Origin of the sequence: Allofranklinella schreckenbergeri (assembly GCF_003703475.1) — a bacterium.
Classification (GTDB): Bacteria; Pseudomonadota; Gammaproteobacteria; order Burkholderiales; family Burkholderiaceae_C; genus Lampropedia; species Lampropedia schreckenbergeri.
In genome coordinates this window covers 97,640-118,974 of record NZ_RDQM01000002.1, presented here as the reverse complement: position 1 = coordinate 118,974, position 21,335 = coordinate 97,640, and the positions used below count along the sequence as shown (strand labels likewise).

The following is a 21,335-nucleotide window of genomic DNA, read 5'->3' as shown; positions in this document are numbered from 1 at the left end:
GCCATCATTCGCCCTCCCCAAAGCGGTCGGCAATCAGCTCCAGCAGCGCCTGCATGGCCTGGGCCTCGTCGGGGCCATCGGTTTCCAGCCCGACTTCAGCGCCCTTGCCTGCGGCCAACATCATTACGCCCATGATGCTTTTGGCATTGACGCGACGGCCATTGCGGCTCATCCACACCTGGCTCTCGAAGCTGCCCGCCAGTTTGGTCAGCTTGGCCGAAGCGCGCGCGTGCAGGCCCAGTTTGTTGACGATGGTGGTTTGAGTTTGGATCATGGCTGAATGCAGGTGATGGATTGCACGGCCCCGCTGCTGGCGCGCTCGGCCAAGTCAGGCAGGCTTTCGTGCCGATAGGTGATGGCGCGCAGCAGCATGGGCAGGTTCGCGCCCGTGAGCACGCAGGCAGGCAGGCCCGCCTGAGCCGCATGCGCCGCCAAGGCGCACGCCACGTTGTACGGGGTGGCGCCAATGATGTCGGTGAGCAGCAGCACCGGGGCCGGGGGCGCCGCAGCATCTGCGGCAGAGCCTGGCCGTGGCGCCAGCAGCAGCGCATCAGCCTGCGCATGCCAGAAAGCGCTGTCGTGCTCAGGCAGCACATCCAACACCTGCACATCGGCGGCGGCATCGGCAAACACATGCTCTGCGCAGGCTTTGAGGGCCGAGGCCAGCGGTGCGTGGGCGACGATGAAAATGCGGCAAAGGGTCATAGCGGGCGATTATTGCGGCGCTGGCGCATGGCGAAAACGCAAAAACCACCCCAGCGCGGCCAGCTTGCACGCCCACATCAGCATCAGCGCGATTTGGAACGCGGCCACGCGCTCAAACCCTGCCTGGCCAAAGGCATTGATGGCTGCGCCCACGCCCCATTGCAGGAAAAAGCCGCCAGCAAAAATCGTCAGATTGAACGCCGTCAGCGCCCGGCCCGCCAAATGGCTGGGAAAGTGCTGGGCCAGCTTGGGCTGCACCAGCGAAAAGCCCGACAGGCTCATGCAATACACCGCCCAATGCAGCCAGCCCGCGCGCTCGCCCTGCCACAGCACCAGCGGCAACAGCGCCAGCCCGGTGAGCATGGTCACCAGAACCAGCGGCTCCAGTTGCAAGCCGCGCCGCTCCAGCCTGGGCGCCACGACGCCCCAGAGGAAAAAGGCCGCCATCATGCCCATATTGATCGCAAACAGGCCGGAGGCCACTTGCTGCGCATTGGCGCCATGCACCTCGCGCAGCCAGGGGCCGATCCACAGCGTCAGCATGGCGAACATCGCGCCGTAGCCAAAAAAACCCACTGGCGCGACGCTGAGAAAGCGTTTGTCCAACAGCACCGTGCCATAGCCTTTGAGGATGGCGCGCAGCGTGGGCGGGCGTGGCGCAGCAGGCGGCGTGGCCTGGCCTGCCGCAGCGCCGCCCTGCCCTGCCCCATTGCCCGCTGCTGCGTGGTCTGCCGCTGCGTTGTGCTGCCAACGCGGAATCCACAGCAGCAAGCCCAGCCAGGCCAGCAGCGCCAGCCCCGTCCACAACCAGAACACGCCGCGCCAGCCGATTTGGGGCAGCAGCCATTGCACCGGCACGGTGGAGGCCAGCATGCCCAGCGAGCCGACGGTGAGCATCCAGGCGTTGGAGCGCACCTGCGCGGCGGGGCGAAACCAGCGGCGGTAGGCCGCCATGGGCGCCATCAGCCCGGCAGCCAGGCCCAGCCCCAACAAGGTGCGGCCAGCCAGCATGGCGGCAAAGGATTGGGCGGTGGCGGTCAACACCCCGCCCGCCAGGGCCACCAACAGGAACACGACGGCGGTGCGCGGCGGGCCAAAGCGATCGAGCGCCATGCCCAGCGGGATTTGCATCAGCGAAAAGCCGACGAAATAGCTGCCCGCCAGCAGGCCCAGTTGCGCATCGTCGAGCGCGAAAGCGGCGGTGAGTTCGGGCGCCAGCGTAGCCATGATGGCCCGCACCATGGTGGAGAGGAAGTACACCAGCGCAAACACGCAGAACACGCGCACGGTGGCTGCGGGGCTGAGGTATTGGGAGCTGGGGGCGTTCATGGCATCGGGTTGTCGGCGGCATTGGTCAATGCAGCAAATTACATATCAATATGAATTCAACTTCAATACCATCATGCCGAAAAATGGTTGTTTTATTTCTTTTTGAATTGTAATTACAAGCATGCAAAGGCCTTTTTGCTCAGGCTGGCGCGCTGCCTTCGGGCCAGTAATGCGAATCGGGCAGTGCGCGCGCGCCGAAGATGGCCTGGCCCACGCGCACAGTGGTCGAGCCTTCTTCCACCGCCCACTCGAAATCGCCCGACATGCCCATGGAGAGCTGCGCAATGGCGCCGCCATAAGCCGTCTCTTGCTGCAAGCGTTCGCGCAATTGGCGCAGCAGCACGAAGCAGCGGCGCACCTGGGCCTCTTCGGTGGTGTGCATGGCCAGCGTCATCAGCCCGCGCACCTTGAGCGCGCCAAACGCCGGCAGGGCCTGCACAAATGGCACCACTTCGGCCGGCTCCAAGCCGAATTTGCTGGCCTCGCCCGAGGTGTTGACCTGCACCAGCACGTCCAGGCTGCGCCCCAGCGCCTGCAAGCGCGTATCCAGCGCCTGGGCCACGCGCAGGCTGTCGAGCGCGTGGAATTCGCTGGCAAATTCGGCCACGAACTTGGCTTTGTTGGTTTGCAAATGGCCAATCAGGCACCAGCGCAAATCGGGCATGGCTTCGCGCATGGCCTGCCATTTGCCGTGGGCTTCCTGCACTTTGTTTTCACCCATCTCGCGCACACCGGCGGCATAAGCCAGGCGCAGGCGCTCGACTTCCACCGTTTTGCTCACGGGCAACAAGCGCACTTCCTGCGGGTCGCGCCCGCTGCGGGCGCAGGCCGCATCAATGCGCGCGCGAATGGCCGCCAGGTTGCGGCGCAGGTCTTCTTCGGTCAAGGCGGGCTGGAACGCAGTCATGGCTCAGGGGGAAGGAAAGCGGGATGGGGCAGGCGGCCAAGCGTGAAAACCGGCGCAAAGCCTGCGGCTATCGCAACGCGGCCTTTTCGCCAGGCCGCCGCTTGGCCCGGAAATGCGCCCGGCGAGCATCCGGCGCAGCGTGGACCCTGCGATGCGTGCCACGCCTTAACTGAGCAGCAGGGCATCGTCGGCCAGCACTTCGCCGCGCGTGCGCTCGAACAGATGCAGCAAATCCGGCACGTCCATACCCTGGCGCTGCTGACCACTGACGTCGAGCACCACGCGGCCCTGGTGCAGCATGACGGTGCGGCTGCCGTAATCCAGCGCCTGGCGCATGCTGTGCGTAACCATCATGGTGGTGAGGCGGTTTTCCTCCACGATGCGGGCGGTCAGCTCCATCACGAAGGAAGCGGTTTTGGGGTCCAGCGCGGCGGTGTGCTCATCAAGCAGCAGGATGCGCGAGGGCTGCAACGCCGCCATGAGCAGGCTGACAGCCTGGCGTTGGCCGCCAGAGAGCAAGCCGATGCGATCGGTCAAGCGTTTCTCCAGCCCCAGGCCCAGGCTGGCCAGGCGCTCGCGAAACAGCTCGCGGTCAGCGCGCTTCAGAGCCATCGCCAAGCCGCGCTTATGCCCCCGGCGCATGGCCAGGGCCATGTTTTCCTCGATGGTCAAGGCTTCGCAAGTGCCCGCCATGGGGTCTTGGAATACGCGCGCCACCATGTTGGCGCGCTGCCAGGCGGGTTTGTGGGTGACATCCACGCCATCGATTTCAATGCGCCCGCTATCGACCATCACATCGCCTGCGATGGCGTTGAGAAAGGTGGATTTGCCCGCGCCGTTGGAGCCGATGACGGAGACGAACTGGCCCGAGGGGATTTCCAGCCCCGCCCCGCGCAAGGCGGGGTTTTCGATCGGGGTGCCGGGGTTGAAGGTGATGTGCAGGTCGGTGGCTTTGAGCATCGTTGGCGACTTCTCGTTCGACTTCTCAACAAGGGTTCTCGGCGGCCTGCGTCACTTGCGCGAGCGCAGGCCGCGCTTGATCAGCGGCAGCACCAGCACCAGCACTACCAAGGCAGAGGCAATCAGGTTCAAGTCCTGCGATTGCAGGCCCGTCCACTCTCCACTCTCCAGCGCCAAGGCGATGAACAAGCGGTAGAGCACCGCGCCAATCACCACCGCCAGGGTCGCCCAGAGGATGCGCCGCGAGGGCAGTACGCTCTCGCCGATGATGACGGCAGCCAAGCCAATCACGATGGTGCCAATCCCCATGGAGATATCGGCCCCGCCTTGGCTTTGCGCAAACAAGGCCCCGCCCAAAGCCACCAGCGCGTTGGAAATAGCCAGCCCCACCAGCTTGGCCCGGTTGGTGGCCACGCCCTGGGCGCTGGCCATGCGGGCGTTGGCACCTGTGGCGCGCATGGCCAGACCGCGCTCGGTGGAGAAATACGCATCCAGCAGCAACTTGCACAGCAGCACGATGACCAGGAGGATCAGCGGTTTTTCAATGTATTCGGGCTGCCAGCCCGGCATCAGCACGCTGAAAACCGTCGGCTCGCTGATCAGCGGGACGTTGGGCCGCCCCATCACGCGCAGGTTGATGGAGTACAGCGCCCCCATCATCAAAATGCCCGCGAGCAGATCCATGATCTTCAAGCGTACGTTCAGCCATCCCGTGATAAACCCCGCAGCCGCCCCCGCTGCAGCCGCAAGGGCCGTGGCAATGAAGGGATCTCGCCCATTGGCAATCAGGATCGCCGCCACGGCGCCGCCCAGCGGGAAGGAGCCATCTACCGTGAGGTCGGGGAAGTTGAGGATTCGGAAGGAAATCAACACGCCCAGGGCGACCAGGCCAAAAATCAGCCCGATTTCCATGGCGCCCATGAATGCGTAGAAGGACATGTCGCGGTGTGATGAAAACGATGACGTCTGAAAACGGAAACAGGGGGGAGGCGGTGATTGCTCTCAAGCCCCACCCTGGGACGGCGCGCATGCGCCAGCGGGCGCTCAACGCGCCCGCAACACGACCCACTATCCCCTTGTGCCGGGAAGCGGGGCCAAGCAAGCCATTACTGGATCACTTCCTTGGCAGACTGGATCAGCTCCTGGGACAAAGTCACGCCTTGCGCCGCTGCGGCCTTGGTGCTGACAAACAGCTCCAGGCTGGCCGCGCGCTGCGAAGCGATGTCGCCAGGCTTTTCACCCTTGAGGATGCGGGCCACCAACTCGCCCGTTTGGCGGCCAATGACTTTGTAGTCCACGCCCAAAGCGGCAATCGCACCACGGCGCACCGCCTCGGTATCGGAGGCGATCAGGGGGATCTTGGCTTCGTTGGCAACCTTGGCCAGGGCCTCGTAGGCAGAGATCACGTTGTTGTCCGTGTTGGTGTAAATCACGTCCACCTTACCAGCGAGCTTGCGCGCGGCCGAGGTCACATCCACCGTGCGCGGCGCGCTGGACTCCACCAGTTCCATGCCGTGCTTGGGCAGCACTTGCTTGAGCTGTTCGGCCACGGCGTTGGAGTTGGCTTCGCCGGGGTTGTAGACAATGCCCACGCGCTTGGCATTGGGCACGATTTTCTTGATCAGCGCGATCTGGTCTTCCAGCTCCAGGGCGTCCGACACGCCGGTGACGTTGCCGCCGGCAGGCTCCCAGCTCTTGACCAGTTGCGCTGCCACGGGATCGGTCACGGCGGCGTACACCACAGGAATGTCCTTCGTCGCGGCAACGACCGCCTGGGCCGACGGCGTGGCGATGGCGATGATGGCGCTGGGCTTTTCACCAATGAATTTGCGCGCAATCTGCGCAGCCGTAGCGGTGTTGCCTTGGGCGCTTTGGTACTGCCACTTGAGCTGATCGCCGGAAAAGCCAGCAGCCTCCAGCGCCGCCTTGGCACCATCGCGAACGGCATCCAGCGCGGGATGTTCCACGATTGCCGTAACGGCCACGGAGTGGCTTTGCGCGTAGGCCGTCGCCGTGGTGCCCAGCAATGCAGCCGCAGCAGCCGTGCACAGCACGGCGCGGCGCGTGACCGAGGTCAGAAAAGTCTTTTGAATCATCGTGTTGTCTCCTTGTTGCCCTTGATGGGCTTACTGCACCACTTCCTTGGCCGACTTGACCAAGTCTTCAGGCAGGGTCGCGCCCTGGTTCTTGGCTGCGCCCGGGTTGATGAACAGCTCCAGCTTCTTGCCCGTTTCAGAGGGGATGGCGCCGGGTTTCTCACCGTTGAGGATGCGCACCACCATCTGGCCGCTTTGGCGGCCCAGGTCGTAATAGTCAATTCCTAGCGCTGCTGTGGCGCCGCGCTTGACGGCGTCCGTCACCGAGGAGATCACGGGGATCTTGGCCTCGTTGGCGACCTTGATCAGCGCCTCCAGCGCGGAGAAAACGTTGTTGTCGGAGTTGGTGTAGATCACATCGACCTTGCCCACCAAGTTGCGTGTGGCGGCGGTGATGTCCACCGTGCGCGGCGCGTTGGACTCCACCAGCTCCAGGCCGTACTGGGGCAGCAGGCGCTTGAGTTCTTGCGCCACGGAAACCGAATTGGCCTCGCCTGGGTTGTAAACCATGCCCACGCGCTTGGCATTGGGCACGATTTTCTTGATCAGCTCGATTTGGTCGGCCAAGGCCACGGCGTCCGACACGCCGGTGACGTTGGTGCCGCTGGCGTCCATGCTTTTCACCAGTTGCGCCGCGACAGGGTCGGTCACGCCCGAATACACCACGGCAATCTCTTTGGTGGCCGAGACAACAGCTTGGGCCGAAGGCGTGGCGATGGGCACGATCACATCAGGTTTTTCGCCAATGAATTTGCGCGCGATTTGCGCAGCCGTGGCGGTGTTGCCCTGGGCGCTTTGGTATTGCCACTTGAGCTTGTCGCCCTTGAAGCCGTTTTCCTCCAGTACCGCCTTCACGCCATCGCGGATCGCATCCAGCGAAGGGTGTTCAACGATGGCCGTCACGGCCACGGATTTGACTTGCGCCTGCGCGCCTGCCAACAAGCCAAACCCCAACAGGGCGGCCGCAGTGGCGTTGAGCAAATGGCGACGGGTGGATGATGCGTGCATGTAGAGCTCCTTGGGCTGTGGGTCTGTGGGGCAAAGAGGCGGATCGTAACTGAAAACACAACCAGAAGAGCGTAAAAGCCGCTATCGCCGCTGATGGGCTTACCCGGCCGCAGGGCAAAAGCGCCCCACAACCTCACCCACACCCAAATTCCAAATCAAAGGAAAGAAAATCTGCACTTTTCGGCAACGCAGTCAAGTAGTGGAATTTCCTTTGCCGGAAATTCAAAGACTTCCGAAAAAAACTAATCAAAGGAAAAGAAATCTATCCTTTTAGGCATGTCTATCAGACGATCAATTTTCCTTTGATGTGCAAATCATCTCGGACGCACTACAGAGCTGCAAAGCTTGAATGACGACCTTGGCGGGCAGGTCGACATGAAGTGCATGCGCCAACTGCATCGCGGCGCTGGTATGCGCACGCCCCGCCAGAGTGACTAGCTACTTTGATTGCCGCAACCTGTGCCACTGGGCAATGGTTTGTTGCGAGCAAGGCTTCTACAGTCCACCTTGCTTCAATAGCCATCAGAGCAGCCCCAAGCCAGATCTTCTGGCGTGCATGGAGAAAACACAATGAGTCACTTTCTGGACCGCCTCACGTTTTTCAAAAGACGACATGAACCCTTTTCCGACGGCCACGGCGTGCTCGTCGGCGAGGATCGGCAATGGGAGAACGCCTACCGCAGCCGCTGGCAGCACGACAAGGTGGCCCGCTCCACCCACGGCGTGAACTGCACCGGCTCGTGCAGTTGGAAGATTTACGTCAAGAACGGCATCATCACTTGGGAAACCCAGCAGACCGACTACCCGCGCACGCGCCCCGATCTGCCCAACCACGAGCCGCGCGGCTGCCCACGCGGGGCCTCTTATAGCTGGTACGTCTATTCCGCCCAGCGCATCAAATACCCCATGATGCGCGGCGCACTGGCCGAACTGTGGCGCCAGGCGCGCAAAACCATGTCCCCCATTGAGGCCTGGGCCTGGATTGTGGAAGACCCCGAACGCGCCAAGTCCTACAAGACGCAGCGCGGCATGGGCGGCTTCGTGCGCACCAACTGGGACGAAGCCTATGAAATGGTGGCCGCTGCCAACGCCTACACCATCAAGAATTACGGGCCTGACCGTGTGATCGGCTTCTCGCCCATTCCGGCCATGTCCATGGTCAGCTACGCCTCGGGCGCGCGCTATCTGGGGCTGATCGGCGGTGTGCCGCTGTCGTTCTACGACTGGTATTGCGACTTGCCGCCCGCCAGCCCGCAGACTTGGGGCGAGCAGACCGACGTGGCCGAAGCGGCCGATTGGTACAACTCCAACTACCTGCTGGTCTGGGGCTCGAACGTGCCCATGACCCGCACGCCCGACGCCCACTTCTATACAGAGGTTCGCTACAAAGGCACGAAGACGGTGGCCGTGTCCTCCGACTTTGGCGAAATGGCCAAGTTTGGCGACATCTGGCTGGCCCCGCGCCAAGGCACGGATGCTGCACTGGCAATGGCCATGGGGCATGTGATCCTCAAGGAATTCCACATCGACAACCCCTCGGACTACTTCCAGGACTACTGCCGCCGCCTCACGGATATGCCCGTGCTGGTGTGCCTCAAGTCCGATGAAAAAGGCTATGTGCCCGAATACACCCTGCGCGCCTCGCAACTGGAAGGCAACCAGGGCGAAGAAAAGAATGCGGAATGGAAAACGCTGATTTGGGACGAGCTGGCCGAAAGCCTGGCCGTCGCCAACGGCTCCGTGGGCTTTCGCTGGGATGGCAGCGGCAAATGGAACCTGGAGACGCGCGCGCAAGACAAGGACGTGCGCGCAGCCATGACGCTCAAAGGCCGCGCCGATGACATCGTGCGCGTGGGCTTTGGCTATTACGGCGGCGAGCACGACGAAATGCTCTACCGCAAGGTGCCCGTCAAACGCGTCAGGCTCGCTGATGGCAGCGAACAACTGGTGGCCACCGTGTTCGACTTGCTGGTGGCGCAATACGGCGTTGACCACGGCCTGGACGACGACAACGTCGCCAAGGATTACTACGACGACAAGCCCTACACGCCCAAGTGGCAGGAAAAGCACACTGGCGTCAAACCCGAGCTGGTGATTCAGGTGGCGCGCGAGTTCGCCCAGAACGCACACGACACACAGGGCCGCAGCATGGTGATCCTGGGCGCTGGCGTGAACCACTGGTATTACCTGGACATGAACTACCGCGGCATCATCAACATGCTGATGATGGTCGGCTCCATCGGCAAATCCGGCGGCGGCTGGTGCCATTACGTGGGCCAGGAAAAGCTGCGCCCTCAATCGGGCTGGTTGCCGCTGGCGTTTGCCACCGACTGGCATCGCCCCGTGCGGCAGATGAACGGCACCTCGTTCTGGTACGCCCACTCCAGTCAGTGGCGCCACGAAAAGCTCAGCGCCGATGAGTTGCTCAACCGCAATGCGGACAACAGCATGCGCCGCATGGCCATGATCGACTACAACGCCAAGGCCGAGCGCATGGGCTGGTTGCCCAGTGCGCCGCAGTTGGAAACCAACCCACTGGATTTGACCGACCAGGCCGCCGCCGCTGGCATGGATCCCGTGGAATACGTGGTCAAGGGGCTGAAAGAGGGCTCGCTGCACATGTCGTGCGAAGACCCGGACAACCCCAAGAACTTCCCGCGCAACATGTTCATCTGGCGCTCCAACCTGTTGGGTTCTTCGGGCAAAGGCACGGAATACCTGCTCAAGTACCTGCTGGGCACGCAAAGCGGCCTAATGAGCGATGAGGCCGATTGCATCAAGCCAGTCGAAGTCAAGGTGCGCCCTGCCGTCGAAGGCAAGCTGGACTTGTTCACGCTGCTGGACTTCCGCATGAACACCACCTGCCTGTATGCGGACGTGATCTTCCCCACCGCTACCTGGTACGAGAAAGACGATCTCAACACCTCCGACATGCACCCCTTCATCCACCCGCTCACCGAAGCCGTGCAGCCGCTGTGGCAGAGCCGTTCGGACTGGGAGATTTACAAGGGCCTGGCCAAGAAATTCAGCGAGTTGGCCAAGGATTACCTTGGTGTACGCAAAGACCTGGTGCTGACCCCGCTGATGCACGACAGTCCGCAGGAAATGGGCCAGCCCTTCGACCCCAAGGACTGGAAGCTCGGCGAGTGCGACCCCATCCCCGGCAAGACCATGCCTGCCATGACGGTGGTCGAACGCGACTATGGCGCCATCTACGAAAAATTCACCTCTGTCGGCCCGTTGCTGGAAAAAGTCAACAACAACGGCAAAGGCATGGCTTGGGATACCAAGCATGAGGTGGAATACCTGCGCAAACTCAACGGCGTGCAGCCCGAAGGCGCAGGCAAAGGCCAGCCCAAAATCGACACAGCCATTGACGCTGCCGAAATGATTTTGACGCTGGCGCCGGAAACCAACGGCCACGTGGCCATGAAAGCCTGGCAAGCGCTGGGCAAAGCCACCGGACGCGACCATACGCATTTGATTGCTTCCAGCGAGCACACGCAAATTCGCTTCCACGACATCGTGGCCCAGCCACGCAAGATCGTCACCTCGCCCATCTGGTCGGGCGTGGAGAGCGAAACCGTTTGCTACAACGCCGGTTACACCAACGTGCATGAGCTGATCCCATGGCGCACGCTCACAGGCCGCCAACAGTTCTACCAAGACCACAAGTGGATGCGCGATTTCGGCGCCGACTTCTGCGTGTACCGCCCTGCGGTGGACACCAAGACGACGCAAAAACTGCTGGGCAAAAAGCCCAACGGCAACCCCGAAATCACGCTCAACTTCCTCACCCCGCACCAGAAATGGGGCATCCACAGCACGTACTCGGAAAACCTGCGCATGCTCACGCTCTCGCGCGGCGGCCCGCACGTGTGGATCTCCGAAGCCGATGCACAAAGAGCCGGTTTGGTGGATAACGACTGGGTAGAGGTGTTCAACACCAACGGCGCCATCGCCTGCCGTGTGATCGTCAGCCAGCGCATCCCTGAAACCATGATCCTGATGTACCACGCACAGGAAAAACTGGTGCACACCCCGGTAGCCGAAAGCACCGGCATCCGTGGCGGTATTCACAACTCCGTCACCAAAGCCGTGCTCAACCCCACCCACATGATTGGCGGCTATGCCCAGCTTGCTTACGGCTTCAACTACTACGGCACGGTGGGCTGCAACCGTGACGAGTGGGTGATCGTTCGCAAGATGAGCAAGATCGACTGGATGGACGAGCCTGCCGACGCGCCCAAGCACGTCGAACACTCCAGCCAACACTGACAAGCACCGCGAAAGACAGATTGCTTGAGAGCCGACTGACAAGGATGCACGCCATGGATCACCCAATACCTGCCCTGCCTCATGTGCTGGACATTGCGGCCCATCTTCAGGCCCAGCCCCAACAGTCGGTGCGCACCTTGCTGCAAACCGTGGATGGCATCAACCTGGTGCTGTGGCAGATCCCCCCTGGGGCCAGTCTGCCGCCGCACCGCCACCCACACGGCACAGACATCTGGTTTGTGCTGCAAGGCAGCGCCGAGCTGCTCGACGACGCTCAAAGCCACCGCACCGTGCATGCCGGGCACATCGTCCTCATTGGACGCCACCAGTGCCACGGCGTGCGCAACACAGCCCAGCAAGACTGCGTGCTGGTGTCCGTGATCCCAGTCAGTGCAGGCTTTGAGCCATTGAGTTGAGGCCCTCACTCAAGCGATTTCGTCAATCCCCCAGATAACCACCAAAAGGAACACCCCCATGAAAATCAGAGCACAAGTCGGCATGGTTCTGAACCTGGACAAATGCATTGGCTGCCACACCTGTTCCGTGACCTGCAAAAACGTTTGGACTTCGCGCGATGGCGTGGAGTACGCCTGGTTCAACAACGTGGAAACCAAGCCCGGCATCGGTTACCCCAAGGAGTGGGAAAACCAGGACAAATGGAAAGGCGGCTGGGTACGCAAAGCCAACGGCAAGCTCGTGCCCAAACAAGGCGGCAAGCTGCAAATCCTGGCCAATATCTTTGCCAACCCCAACCTGCCGCAAATCGACGATTACTACGAGCCGTTCACCTACGACTACGAGCACCTGCAAAACGCCCCGCGCATGAAAACTGCGCCGACCGCGCGCCCCATCTCCGTGCTCACAGGCCAAAAGATGGACAAGGTCGAATGGGGCCCCAACTGGGAAGACGACCTCGCTGGCGAATTTGAAAAACGCAGCAAGGACATGCTGTTTGAAGGCGTGCAGAAAGAAATGCTCGCCGCCTTTGAAAACACCTTCATGATGTATCTGCCGCGCCTGTGCGAGCACTGCCTCAACCCCGCCTGCGTTGCCTCCTGCCCCTCGGGCAGCATCTACAAGCGCGAAGACGACGGCATCGTCCTCATCGACCAGGACAAATGCCGCGGCTGGCGCATGTGCATCTCTGGCTGCCCTTACAAAAAGATTTACTACAACTGGACATCCGGCAAAGCCGAGAAATGCATCTTCTGCTATCCGCGTATCGAATCGGGCCAGCCCACCGTCTGCTCTGAAACCTGCGTGGGCCGCATCCGCTATCTGGGCGTGCTGCTTTACGACGCAGACAAGATCGAAGCCGCTGCGGCCATTGAAAACCCGCAAGACCTGTACGAAGCCCAGCTCGACATCTTCCTGAACCCGCACGACCCTGCGGTGCAGCGCGAAGCCCTCAAGCAAGGCATCAGCCAATCCTGGCTGGATGCGGCCAAGCAGTCGCCCATCTACAAAATGGCGATGGAGTGGAAGGTCGCCTTCCCCTTGCACCCTGAGTACCGCACGCTGCCCATGGTCTGGTACATCCCGCCACTCTCGCCCATCCAATCGGCGCTGGAGAGCGGGCGCATCGGCGCCAACGGCATCATCCCCAACGTGGACGAAATGCGCATCCCGCTGCGCTATCTGGCCAACTTGCTGACCGCAGGCAAGGTCGAGCCGATCAAGCTTGCCCTGGAGCGCATGATCGCCATGCGCCGCTTCAAGCGCGGCGAAGTCGTGCACGGCCAGCAGCAGGAAGAAGTGCTTGCAGGTACGGGGCTCACGCCCGCCATGGTGGAGGACATGTACCAAATCATGGCCATCGCCAACTATGAAGACCGCTTCGTGATCCCCTCCAGCCATAAAGAGATGGTGGAAAACAGCTTTGACGAAAAAGGCGCTTGCGGCTTCACCTTCGGCAATGGCTGCTCAGGCGGCGCCACAACAGAAAACCTGTTTGGCAAGCGCAAGGAGTCCCCTGTCATCTTCTTCGAGCGCCGCAAGGACATCCGGGCCAACCGGGAAAAAGGGGTGCACTGATGCAAGGCCGCCCCGTTTACAAATGGCTATCGGCGCTGCTGTGCTATCCAGAGGCCGATTTGCTGCAAGCGCTGCCCGAATTCGAGGCCGCACTGCACCAATGGCCCGAGCTGGCCAGCAGCCGCCAGAGCCTGCAAGGCTTTCTGGACTACCTGCAAAGCCAAAGCCTGCGCACCCTGCAAGAGAAGTACGTCCTGACCTTCGACCGCAGCCGCACCAACGCCATGTATATCTTTGAGCACGTCTATGGCGAGGACCGCGACCGCGGCTCCGCCATGGTGGACTTGCTCCAGGAATACCGCAAATACGGCTACGAACTGGGCGACGGCGAATTGCCCGACTATCTGCCCGCGCTGCTGGAGTTTTTTGCCCACATCCCCCCAGAGCAAGCGCAAAAGCTGCTTGGCGATGCCGTGCATGTCATCGCCCACATCGCCCGGCAGCTCGAACAGGCCCAATCGCCCTACGCCGCCGTACTCCATGCGGTGGTAGCGCTCAGCCCCGTGCAGCCGCAGCCGCTGAGCGTGCCGCCCGTGCGCGACATGGACGAAGCCATGGAAACCTTTGGCCCCGACCTCGCCGGTCTGGAGCCGCTGCTCAAGCCCAGCCTGGAAAACGTCATCAAGTTCTACCCCAAGGCAAGCCTGCCCGCATCACAGTAAGGAAGCCCCACCATGAACACCTTCAACCAATTCTTCTTCGGCATCTATCCCTATATTTGCCTCTCGATCTTCCTCTTTGGCAGCTTGGTGCGTTTCGACCGCGAACAGTATTCCTGGAAGGCCGATTCCAGCGAGCTGCTGCACCGCGGCCAATTGCGTATCGGCAGCATCCTCTTTCACGTTGGCGTGCTGGCCGTGTTCTTTGGTCACCTGGTTGGCCTGCTCACGCCGCTGTGGTTCTGGCACGTGCTGGGCGTCAGCCACGGCGCCAAGCAAATCTTCGCCATGGTCATGGGCGGCATCTTCGGCACCATGGCGCTGGTGGGCTTGCTCATCCTGATCCACCGCCGCTTCACCATCAGCCGCATCCACGTCAACAGCACATGGCGCGACAAGCTCGTGCTGGTGTGGCTGCTCATCACCTTGCTGCTGGGCCTGTCCACCATCTTCGTGAGCATGGGCCACCTCGACGGCCATGAAATGGTGCTGTTCATGGAGTGGGCGCAGCACATCGTCACCTTCCGTGGCGGCGCGGCTGAATTCCTGAAAGATACGCACCTGCTGTTCAAGCTGCACATCTTCATGGGCATGACCTTCTTCCTGATCTTCCCCTTCACCCGCATGGTGCACGTCTGGAGCGGCTTTGCCAGCGCCGCCTACGTCACCCGCGCATGGCAACTGGTGCGCCCACGCGCCTGATGTCCCCCCGGCGCCCGCGCGCAGCGGCCCCCCAGCCTTGCGCGCGGCGCCCCATCCAAGCCATGAGGACGGAGGAATAACCCATGCCCATCACAGTCAACGGCGTAGAGCTGTGCGATGCCGAAGTCGAGCAGGAACTGCCCAAGCACCAGGATGCCGATAACCCCCTGCACCAGGCCGTCATCGCGCGCATTCTGCGGCGCGTCATGCTTGATGAAGCCGCCCGCCTGGGCATCGATACCGCCGATGAGGAGCAAGCCGTCTCCGACCTGCTCGAACAACAAGCGCCCTACCCCACCCCCGATGACGACGCCTGCCGCCGCTTCTATGCCGCCAACCAGGCCCGCTACGTGGTCGGTGAATGCATCGAAGCCGACCACATCCTGTTCCAGGTCACCCCTGGCGTTAACCTGCAAGGGCTGATCCTGCAAGCCGAAGACGTGCTCGCGCGCCTGCAAGAGCAACCCGAGCGCTTTGCCGAATTCGCCCGCCACTACTCCAATTGCCCCTCCTCTGCCCTGGGTGGCAATCTGGGCCAAATCAGCCGCGGCGACACCGTGCCCGAGTTCGAGCGCGTCGCATTCGGCATTGCCGCAGGTACCATTCACCCCAAACTGGTGCACAGCCGCCACGGGCTGCACATCATCCGCGTCAACCGCCGCAGCGAAGGCAAGCTACGCCCCTATGAAGATATCGCAGGCGAAATCGCCCAGGCACTGGGCGCGCTGGGCCGCGATACGGCCTGGCGCCAATATGCCAAAGTGCTGGTTTCGCGCGCCGACATCACCGGCATCGACCTGGATGACGACAACGCCGACCGTTTGCTGTTAGACCCCAACGAGGGCAAACGCGCCAGCGCCCCTGCACAACCGCTGCCAGAACCCGCAGGCAGCGGCTGTGGCAGCGACGGGCACGTCTGCACCTGCGCAGGAGGAAACTGATGAAAGAACAAGGCCACCCATCCCAACTGATCGACAGCTTCAATCGTCGCATCAGCTATTTGCGCGTCTCGGTCACCGACCGCTGCGATCTGCGCTGCACCTACTGCATGCCCAAAGACTTCAAAGGCTTTGAGGAGCCAGCCAACTGGCTCACCCATGCAGAAATGGCGCGTTTGGTTGGCCTGTTCGTTGACATGGGCGTGAAAAAAGTGCGCCTGACCGGCGGCGAGCCGCTCACACGCCGCAACCTGGCCGAACTTGTCGGGCGCATCACCTCCATGCCCGGCGTGCAAGACATCTCCCTGTCCACCAACGGCACCATGCTGGCGCGCCATGCCGCTGGCCTCAAAGCCGCAGGCGTCAAACGCCTCAACGTCAGCCTGGACACCATCGACGCCATCAAATTCCGGGAAATCACCGGCCGCGACCGCCTGCAAGACGTGCTCGACGGCCTGGCCGAAGCACGCCGCGTCGGCTTTGCCCCCATCAAGCTCAACTGCGTCGTCAACAGCGAAACCAGCGAGGCCGAGCTGGCACGCCTCTTGAGCTACTCGCTGGCCAGCGGCTTCATCCTGCGCCTGATCGAAACCATGCCCATGGGCAGCGCCGGGCGCCAGTTCCAGGCCGCCAACCTCACCCAAATGGGCGCGCGCATTGCCGAGCGCTTCGGCCTCGTCCCTGCCTTGGACACCAGCGACAGCGGCCCCGCACGCTACTGGACGGCGGGCAAAGGCGCACCCGCCCTAGGCGTCATCACCCCCATGTCGCAGCACTTTTGCGAAAGCTGCAACCGCGTGCGCCTGACTGTGGATGGCACCCTGCATCTGTGCCTGGGCCAGGAAGATCGCATCCCCCTGGGCCAATACCTGCGCGAAGGCGCTGACGACGACACCCTGCGCCAGCACATCCTCGCCGGCATCGCCGCCAAGCCCGAGCGCCACGAATTCAACACCGCGCCTGAGCGCATCGTGCGCTTCATGTCCCAAACAGGCGGTTAAGGCCAGTTAAGCCCCCCATCTCGACTTGCTGCTGCTTTTGACGGCGACCCCGCGCCTCTCCAGGGTCGTTGCGGGCTGTCCTGCGCGCAGAAAAAGCCGCACCTCTGCATTGATCTCTACAGGAGTGAGCCTCTTATGCCCATCGAAGACATTGCCAACCTCATCAACGGTTTTGCGCGCTTTCAGCAACGCTACTTTGAGGAATCGCCCCAGCTCTACAGCGATCTGCAAGAAGGCCAGCACCCCAGCACCTTGCTCATTGGCTGCTGCGATTCGCGCGTGGATCCGGCCCTGCTGCTGGACTGCGACCCCGGTGACATCTTCACCGTGCGCAACATCGCCAACCTCGTGCCCCCTTCCAGTGGCATGGGGCCGCAAGCTGTGCTCGCCGCCGTGCAATACGCCGTGCAAGTGCTGCAAGTCGATCGCATCATCATCCTCGGCCACGCCAGTTGCGGCGGCATCCGCGCCCTGATGCAGGCCGAACCCAATCAGGGCGACATCGCCGAAGACGACCATGTGCGCCGCTGGATGGACGTGGCCTGGCCCGCCCGCGAACTGGTGATGAAAAGCCCCTCGCTACACACCGAGGAAGAGCGCCTGCACGCCTGCGAGCAAGCCTCCATCCTCATCTCGCTCAAGAATCTGGAAAAAATGGCCTGCGTCAAGGAACGGCTCGATAACGGCTCCCTCACCCTGCACGGCTGGTACTTCGACCTGCACACAGGCAGCCTGCTGGCCTACTCCGATCGCGCCGACGCCTTTCTGCCCCTGTTCTGCCCCATCGGATCGTAATCGGGTCGTCATCGCTTCGCCAACTCCCGGTCACCCCAATTCCTTCAATATTTCATTCAAAGGAAAACAAAAAAACCGCCTATCAAGCCATGATAGGCGGTTTTTTTATCCTTTTGAAATGGATTTTTATCTCAGGCCATCAGAACAGCACGCGCGCGCGGATGGTGCCGGGCACCTGGCGCAGCGGCTCAATCACCTTGGCGGCAGCGCCAGCCTCCGTATCGATCACCACATAGCCCACCGCCTCGTCGGTTTGCAGATATTGCGCGGCCACGTTGATTTGGGCGTCCGAAAACACCTGGTTGATGGCCGACATCACGCCCGGCACATTCTGGTGGATGTGCAAGATGCGGTCGCGCCCCGGGTGGGCGGGCAGTGCAGCCTCGGGGAAGTTGACCGAAGTCGTCGTCGTGCCGTTGTCCGAGTAGCGCACCAGCTTTTCCGCCACCTCCAGGCCGATATTGGCCTGCGCCTCCATCGTCGAGCCGCCGATGTGCGGGGTGATGATGACGTTGTCCATGCCGCGCAAGGGCGAGAGGAATTCCTCATTGTTGGACTTGGGCTCGATCGGGAACACATCCACCGCCGCGCCCAGCAATTTCTTGCTGCGCAAGGCTTCGGCCAGGGCATCGATATCGACCACCGTGCCGCGCGAGGCGTTGATGAGGATGGCGCCATCCTTCATCGCCGCGATTTGCTTGGCGCCAATCATCCACTTGGTCGAGGGCAGCTCGGGCACGTGCAACGTCACGATATCGCTCTTGGCCAGCAGCTCATCCATGCCCACCTGCTGGGCGTTGCCCAGCGGCAGCTTGGTGACCACATCGGAAAACAGCACATGCATGCCCAGCGACTCGGCCAGCACCGACAACTGCGAACCGATGGAGCCGTAGCCGATGATGCCCAGCGTCTTGCCGCGCGTTTCATACGCATTGGTGGCCGATTTCAGCCAACCGCCGCGGTGCGCCACGGCGTTTTTCTCGGGGATGCCGCGCAGCAGCAAAATCGCCTCGCCCAGCACCAGCTCGGCGACCGAGCGGGTGTTGGAATACGGCGCGTTGAACACCGCCACGCCCTTGCGGCGCGCCGCTTCCAGATCGATCTGGTTGGTGCCAATGCAAAAGCAGCCCACGGCCACCAGTTTCTTGGCTGACTCCAGCACCTCGGCCGTCACCTGCGTGCGCGAGCGAATGCCCACAAAGTGCGCATCGGCGATTTTCTCCGCCAGCTCCTGGCCCTGCATGGCGCCGGGCAGCACTTCCACATTGGTGTAACCATCCTGCTCCAGCACCTGCACCGCAGAGGGGTGGATGCCTTCGAACAGAACGAATTTGATCTTGCTTTTGTCCAGCGATGTCTTGCTCATGATGGTTGCCGTGGGAGGGGGAAAGGGTAAACGGGGGCAGTGCGAAAAGGCGGCGATATTAGCATTAACCCTTAGTGTTAAAGGCTAGTGTTAAAGGCTGCGCCCCCCATCGTTGCGCACGGGAAAGCGCAGCGCCAGCAGCTCCTGCAAGCCCATTTCAGCGGCGATGGCCTCCAGCCGCTGGCGCGCGCTGCGTTTTTTGTGGCCGGTGTAGCGGGCGATGATGAGTTCGTTTTTCATGCTGTGCTCCCAGCCGGTGAGTTCGGTCACGCTGACCTGGTAGCCCTGGGCCTCCAGATACAGGCAGCGCATGACGTTGGTGAGGTGGCTGCCCAGCTCGCGCGTGTGCAGCGGGTGGCGCCACAGCTCGGCCAGGGGCGTGCGCGCCAGCGCCAGGGCTTTGTGCATGCGCAGATGGGCGGCAACCTCGGCCTGGCAGCAAGGCACCAGCGCCATCGCCCGTGCACGTTTGGCCAGGCCGAAGGCGATGGCATCGTCGGTGGCGCTATCACAGGCGTGCAAGGCTGTGACGATGTCCACCCGCGCGGGCAACTCGGGGGCGTTTTGCGCATCGGCCACGGCCATGGGCAAAAACGCCATGCGCGCAAAGCCCAGGCGCTGGGCCAGCGCTTGCGAGCGGGCGATCAGCTCGGGCCGCCACTCCACGCTCACCACACGCCCGCGCCCCAACGGGCGCAACACCAGGTCGTACAGCACAAAGCCCAGGTAGGACTTGCCCGCGCCGTGGTCCACCAGCACGGGGCCTGCATCGGGCGGCGCGCCATCGGCGGGCATGGCCCGGGCCGCCTCCTGAATCAGCGGCTCGATGAATTGCACCAAATGCAGCACCTGCTTGAGCTTGCGGCGCGAATCCTGGTTGAGCCGTCCTTCGCGAGTGAGGATGTGCAGCGCTTGCAGCAGTTCGACAGAAACGTCTTGCGCCAGCCCCAGCTCGGCCAGGGCTTGGCGGGCCTTGTCGGCTGGGGTGCTGGCGGCAGACTCGGCGCGGCGAGGGTTGGAGCGAGGCGGCGGACGCGATGGGGAATCTTGGCGGGGCATACAAAGCAATGGCAATCGGGCTGCGGCCAGGGCGGCCGCGCGGGTCGGCATTTTCGCCCACAGCGCGCCAGCAGAGCGCCAGCAGTCCGCCAGCGGGCGCATACCGCCGCAGGCGGGCGCTACACTCGCGGGCTTTGCCGCCAACCACCCTCGCCCATGAAGTTACAAGGCATCCGCCGCCGGATTGTGTACGTCACCATTTACGAATTGATCGCCATCGCCGTCTCGGGCCTGGGCTTGATGCTCGCCAGCGGGCGCGATATGCAGCAATCGCTGGTGGCCGCCACGCTGGCATCGGCCACGGCCATTGCCTGGAATTACATCTTCAACACCTTGTTCGAGCGCTGGGAAGCGCGCCAGCCCATCAAAGGCCGCAGCCTCAAGCGCCGCATTGCCCACGCCATCGGCTTCGAGGGCGGCTTGCTGGTGTTTCTCGTGCCCCTGTTCGCCTGGCAGTTGCAAGTGAGCTTGTGGCAGGCGTTTGTGATGGATTTCGGGCTGCTGATCTTCTTTCTCATCTACACCTTTGTTTTCACCTGGTGCTTTGACCGCATTTTTGGCCTGCCCCAAAGCGCCGCCGCCAGGTAAACCCTCTCACCCCATCACAGAAACAGAAAGCCCCCCGTGCGCCACATCCCCCGCAAACGTTTCGGCCAGCATTTTCTGGTGGACGACGCCATCATCGAGCACATCGTCAAAGCCATCGACCCCCGCCCCGGCCAACTGCTGGTGGAAATCGGCCCGGGCATGGCCGCCCTGACCGCGCCCTTGCTCGAGCGCATCGATCGCCTGTGCGTCATCGAGCTGGACCGCGACCTCATCACCCGGCTGCGCCAGAACCCGCGCCTGCACGTCATCGCCAGCGACGTGCTGCAAGTCGATTTCGTGCAACTGGCCGCACAACTTTCAGCACAACCGGCCGCGCAGCACGGTGTCGAGCCAGGCGCCCCCGCCCCCAAGCTGCGCGTGGTGGGCAACCTGCCCTACAACATCTCCACCCCGCTGCTGTTTCACCTGCTGCAAGCCATCGACGTGGTGCAAGACCAGCACTTCATGCTGCAAAAAGAAGTCATCGACCGCATGCTGGCCGAGCCGGGCAGCTCCGCCTTCGGGCGCCTGTCGGTCATGCTGCAATGGCGCTATGCGATGGAGCGCGTGCTCAACGTGCCGCCCGAGGCCTTCGATCCGCCACCCAAAGTCGATAGCGCCGTCGTGCGCATGCAGCCCCTGGCCGATTGGGTGCGCGTGCCCCAGCCACTGCTGGAGGAGCTGGTCAAAGTCGCCTTCAGCCAAAAGCGCAAACTCGTGCGCCACACCCTGGGCAAGTGGCTGGAGGCGCGCGGCTTTGCTGGCCACTTCGACACCCAGCGCCGCGCCGAAGAAATCCCCACGCATGAATACACCGCCCTGGCCGCGCAACTGCATGCGGCAGCGCCAGGCCTGGCATGAGGCTTTGGCACACACCTGCTCCGCCAACAACCCATCAATCAAAAGAAAA

20 protein-coding genes are annotated in these 21,335 nt (G+C 62.5%); 10 read left to right on the top strand and 10 right to left on the bottom strand.

The window, feature by feature from the left end:
* Nucleotides 1-4 precede the first annotated feature (4 nt).
* From EBQ26_RS02075 to EBQ26_RS02040, 8 genes are all read right to left on the bottom strand, one after another.
* Nucleotides 5-274: an HPr family phosphocarrier protein gene (locus EBQ26_RS02075; RefSeq protein WP_122237375.1), complete on the bottom strand. Its 270-nt coding sequence runs from the start codon at nucleotides 272-274 to the stop codon at nucleotides 5-7.
* Nucleotides 271-705 (bottom strand): PTS sugar transporter subunit IIA, encoded by a 435-nt coding sequence (locus tag EBQ26_RS02070; RefSeq protein ID WP_122237374.1) that lies wholly within the window; start codon nucleotides 703-705, stop codon nucleotides 271-273. Before EBQ26_RS02070 ends, EBQ26_RS02075 begins: the two co-directional genes overlap by 4 nt.
* Before the next feature lie 9 nt (nucleotides 706-714).
* On the bottom strand, nucleotides 715-2,034 hold the full coding sequence (locus EBQ26_RS02065; protein WP_122237373.1) for an MFS transporter: 1,320 nt from the start codon (nucleotides 2,032-2,034) through the stop codon (nucleotides 715-717).
* Between the two features lie 139 nt (nucleotides 2,035-2,173).
* On the bottom strand, nucleotides 2,174-2,941 hold the full coding sequence (locus EBQ26_RS02060) for a YggS family pyridoxal phosphate-dependent enzyme (RefSeq protein WP_122237372.1): 768 nt from the start codon (nucleotides 2,939-2,941) through the stop codon (nucleotides 2,174-2,176).
* 165 nt (nucleotides 2,942-3,106) lie between these two features.
* Complete coding sequence (locus tag EBQ26_RS02055) at nucleotides 3,107-3,901, bottom strand: ABC transporter ATP-binding protein (protein WP_122237371.1); 795 nt, start codon at nucleotides 3,899-3,901, stop codon at nucleotides 3,107-3,109.
* Nucleotides 3,902-3,952: 51 nt separating this feature from the next.
* Nucleotides 3,953-4,840, bottom strand: a complete 888-nt coding sequence (locus EBQ26_RS02050) for an ABC transporter permease (RefSeq protein WP_122237370.1) — start codon at nucleotides 4,838-4,840, stop codon at nucleotides 3,953-3,955.
* Between the two features lie 167 nt (nucleotides 4,841-5,007).
* A complete protein-coding gene (locus EBQ26_RS02045) occupies nucleotides 5,008-5,997 on the bottom strand; it encodes an ABC transporter substrate-binding protein (protein WP_122237369.1) in 990 nt (329 codons plus the stop codon).
* A gap of 30 nt (nucleotides 5,998-6,027) precedes the next feature.
* A complete protein-coding gene (locus tag EBQ26_RS02040; RefSeq protein WP_122237368.1) occupies nucleotides 6,028-7,005 on the bottom strand; it encodes an ABC transporter substrate-binding protein in 978 nt (325 codons plus the stop codon).
* A gap of 570 nt (nucleotides 7,006-7,575) precedes the next feature.
* Here EBQ26_RS02040 and EBQ26_RS02035 point away from each other — a divergent pair.
* From EBQ26_RS02035 to EBQ26_RS02000, 8 genes are all read left to right on the top strand, one after another.
* Nucleotides 7,576-11,283: a nitrate reductase subunit alpha gene (locus EBQ26_RS02035; protein ID WP_122237367.1), complete on the top strand. Its 3,708-nt coding sequence runs from the start codon at nucleotides 7,576-7,578 to the stop codon at nucleotides 11,281-11,283.
* A 53-nt stretch (nucleotides 11,284-11,336) separates the two neighbouring features.
* Entirely contained in the window at nucleotides 11,337-11,699 is a 363-nt protein-coding gene (locus EBQ26_RS02030; protein WP_122237487.1) for a cupin domain-containing protein, read from the top strand.
* 58 nt (nucleotides 11,700-11,757) lie between these two features.
* Nucleotides 11,758-13,317: a nitrate reductase subunit beta gene (gene narH, locus EBQ26_RS02025; RefSeq protein WP_122237366.1), complete on the top strand. Its 1,560-nt coding sequence runs from the start codon at nucleotides 11,758-11,760 to the stop codon at nucleotides 13,315-13,317.
* Nucleotides 13,317-13,979: a nitrate reductase molybdenum cofactor assembly chaperone gene (narJ, locus tag EBQ26_RS02020; protein ID WP_122237365.1), complete on the top strand. Its 663-nt coding sequence runs from the start codon at nucleotides 13,317-13,319 to the stop codon at nucleotides 13,977-13,979. The genes narH and narJ overlap by 1 nt, the downstream gene beginning before the upstream one ends.
* Before the next feature lie 12 nt (nucleotides 13,980-13,991).
* Nucleotides 13,992-14,678, top strand: coding sequence for a respiratory nitrate reductase subunit gamma (narI, locus tag EBQ26_RS02015; RefSeq protein ID WP_122237364.1), 687 nt, complete (start codon nucleotides 13,992-13,994; stop codon nucleotides 14,676-14,678).
* An 83-nt stretch (nucleotides 14,679-14,761) separates the two neighbouring features.
* Complete coding sequence (locus EBQ26_RS02010) at nucleotides 14,762-15,619, top strand: peptidylprolyl isomerase (protein ID WP_122237363.1); 858 nt, start codon at nucleotides 14,762-14,764, stop codon at nucleotides 15,617-15,619.
* Nucleotides 15,619-16,617, top strand: a complete 999-nt coding sequence (moaA, locus tag EBQ26_RS02005) for a GTP 3',8-cyclase MoaA (protein WP_122237362.1) — start codon at nucleotides 15,619-15,621, stop codon at nucleotides 16,615-16,617. The genes EBQ26_RS02010 and moaA overlap by 1 nt, the downstream gene beginning before the upstream one ends.
* Before the next feature lie 141 nt (nucleotides 16,618-16,758).
* The gene (locus tag EBQ26_RS02000) at nucleotides 16,759-17,412 is read left to right on the top strand and encodes a carbonic anhydrase (protein ID WP_122237486.1); all 654 of its coding nucleotides are present in this window, start codon (nucleotides 16,759-16,761) and stop codon (nucleotides 17,410-17,412) included.
* 139 nt (nucleotides 17,413-17,551) lie between these two features.
* Here the strand turns inward: EBQ26_RS02000 and serA are convergent, their stop codons facing one another.
* Together serA and EBQ26_RS01990 are read right to left on the bottom strand one after the other, a co-directional pair.
* The gene (gene serA, locus EBQ26_RS01995) at nucleotides 17,552-18,778 is read right to left on the bottom strand and encodes a phosphoglycerate dehydrogenase (protein ID WP_122237361.1); all 1,227 of its coding nucleotides are present in this window, start codon (nucleotides 18,776-18,778) and stop codon (nucleotides 17,552-17,554) included.
* A 90-nt stretch (nucleotides 18,779-18,868) separates the two neighbouring features.
* Nucleotides 18,869-19,837, bottom strand: coding sequence for a class I SAM-dependent methyltransferase (locus EBQ26_RS01990; RefSeq protein WP_122237360.1), 969 nt, complete (start codon nucleotides 19,835-19,837; stop codon nucleotides 18,869-18,871).
* Between the two features lie 156 nt (nucleotides 19,838-19,993).
* Here EBQ26_RS01990 and EBQ26_RS01985 point away from each other — a divergent pair, with 156 nt between their 5' ends.
* Together EBQ26_RS01985 and rsmA are read left to right on the top strand one after the other, a co-directional pair.
* The gene (locus EBQ26_RS01985) at nucleotides 19,994-20,425 is read left to right on the top strand and encodes a PACE efflux transporter (RefSeq protein ID WP_122237359.1); all 432 of its coding nucleotides are present in this window, start codon (nucleotides 19,994-19,996) and stop codon (nucleotides 20,423-20,425) included.
* Between the two features lie 36 nt (nucleotides 20,426-20,461).
* On the top strand, nucleotides 20,462-21,286 hold the full coding sequence (rsmA, locus tag EBQ26_RS01980) for a 16S rRNA (adenine(1518)-N(6)/adenine(1519)-N(6))-dimethyltransferase RsmA (protein WP_122237358.1): 825 nt from the start codon (nucleotides 20,462-20,464) through the stop codon (nucleotides 21,284-21,286).
* The last annotated feature ends 49 nt before the right edge of the window (nucleotides 21,287-21,335 follow it).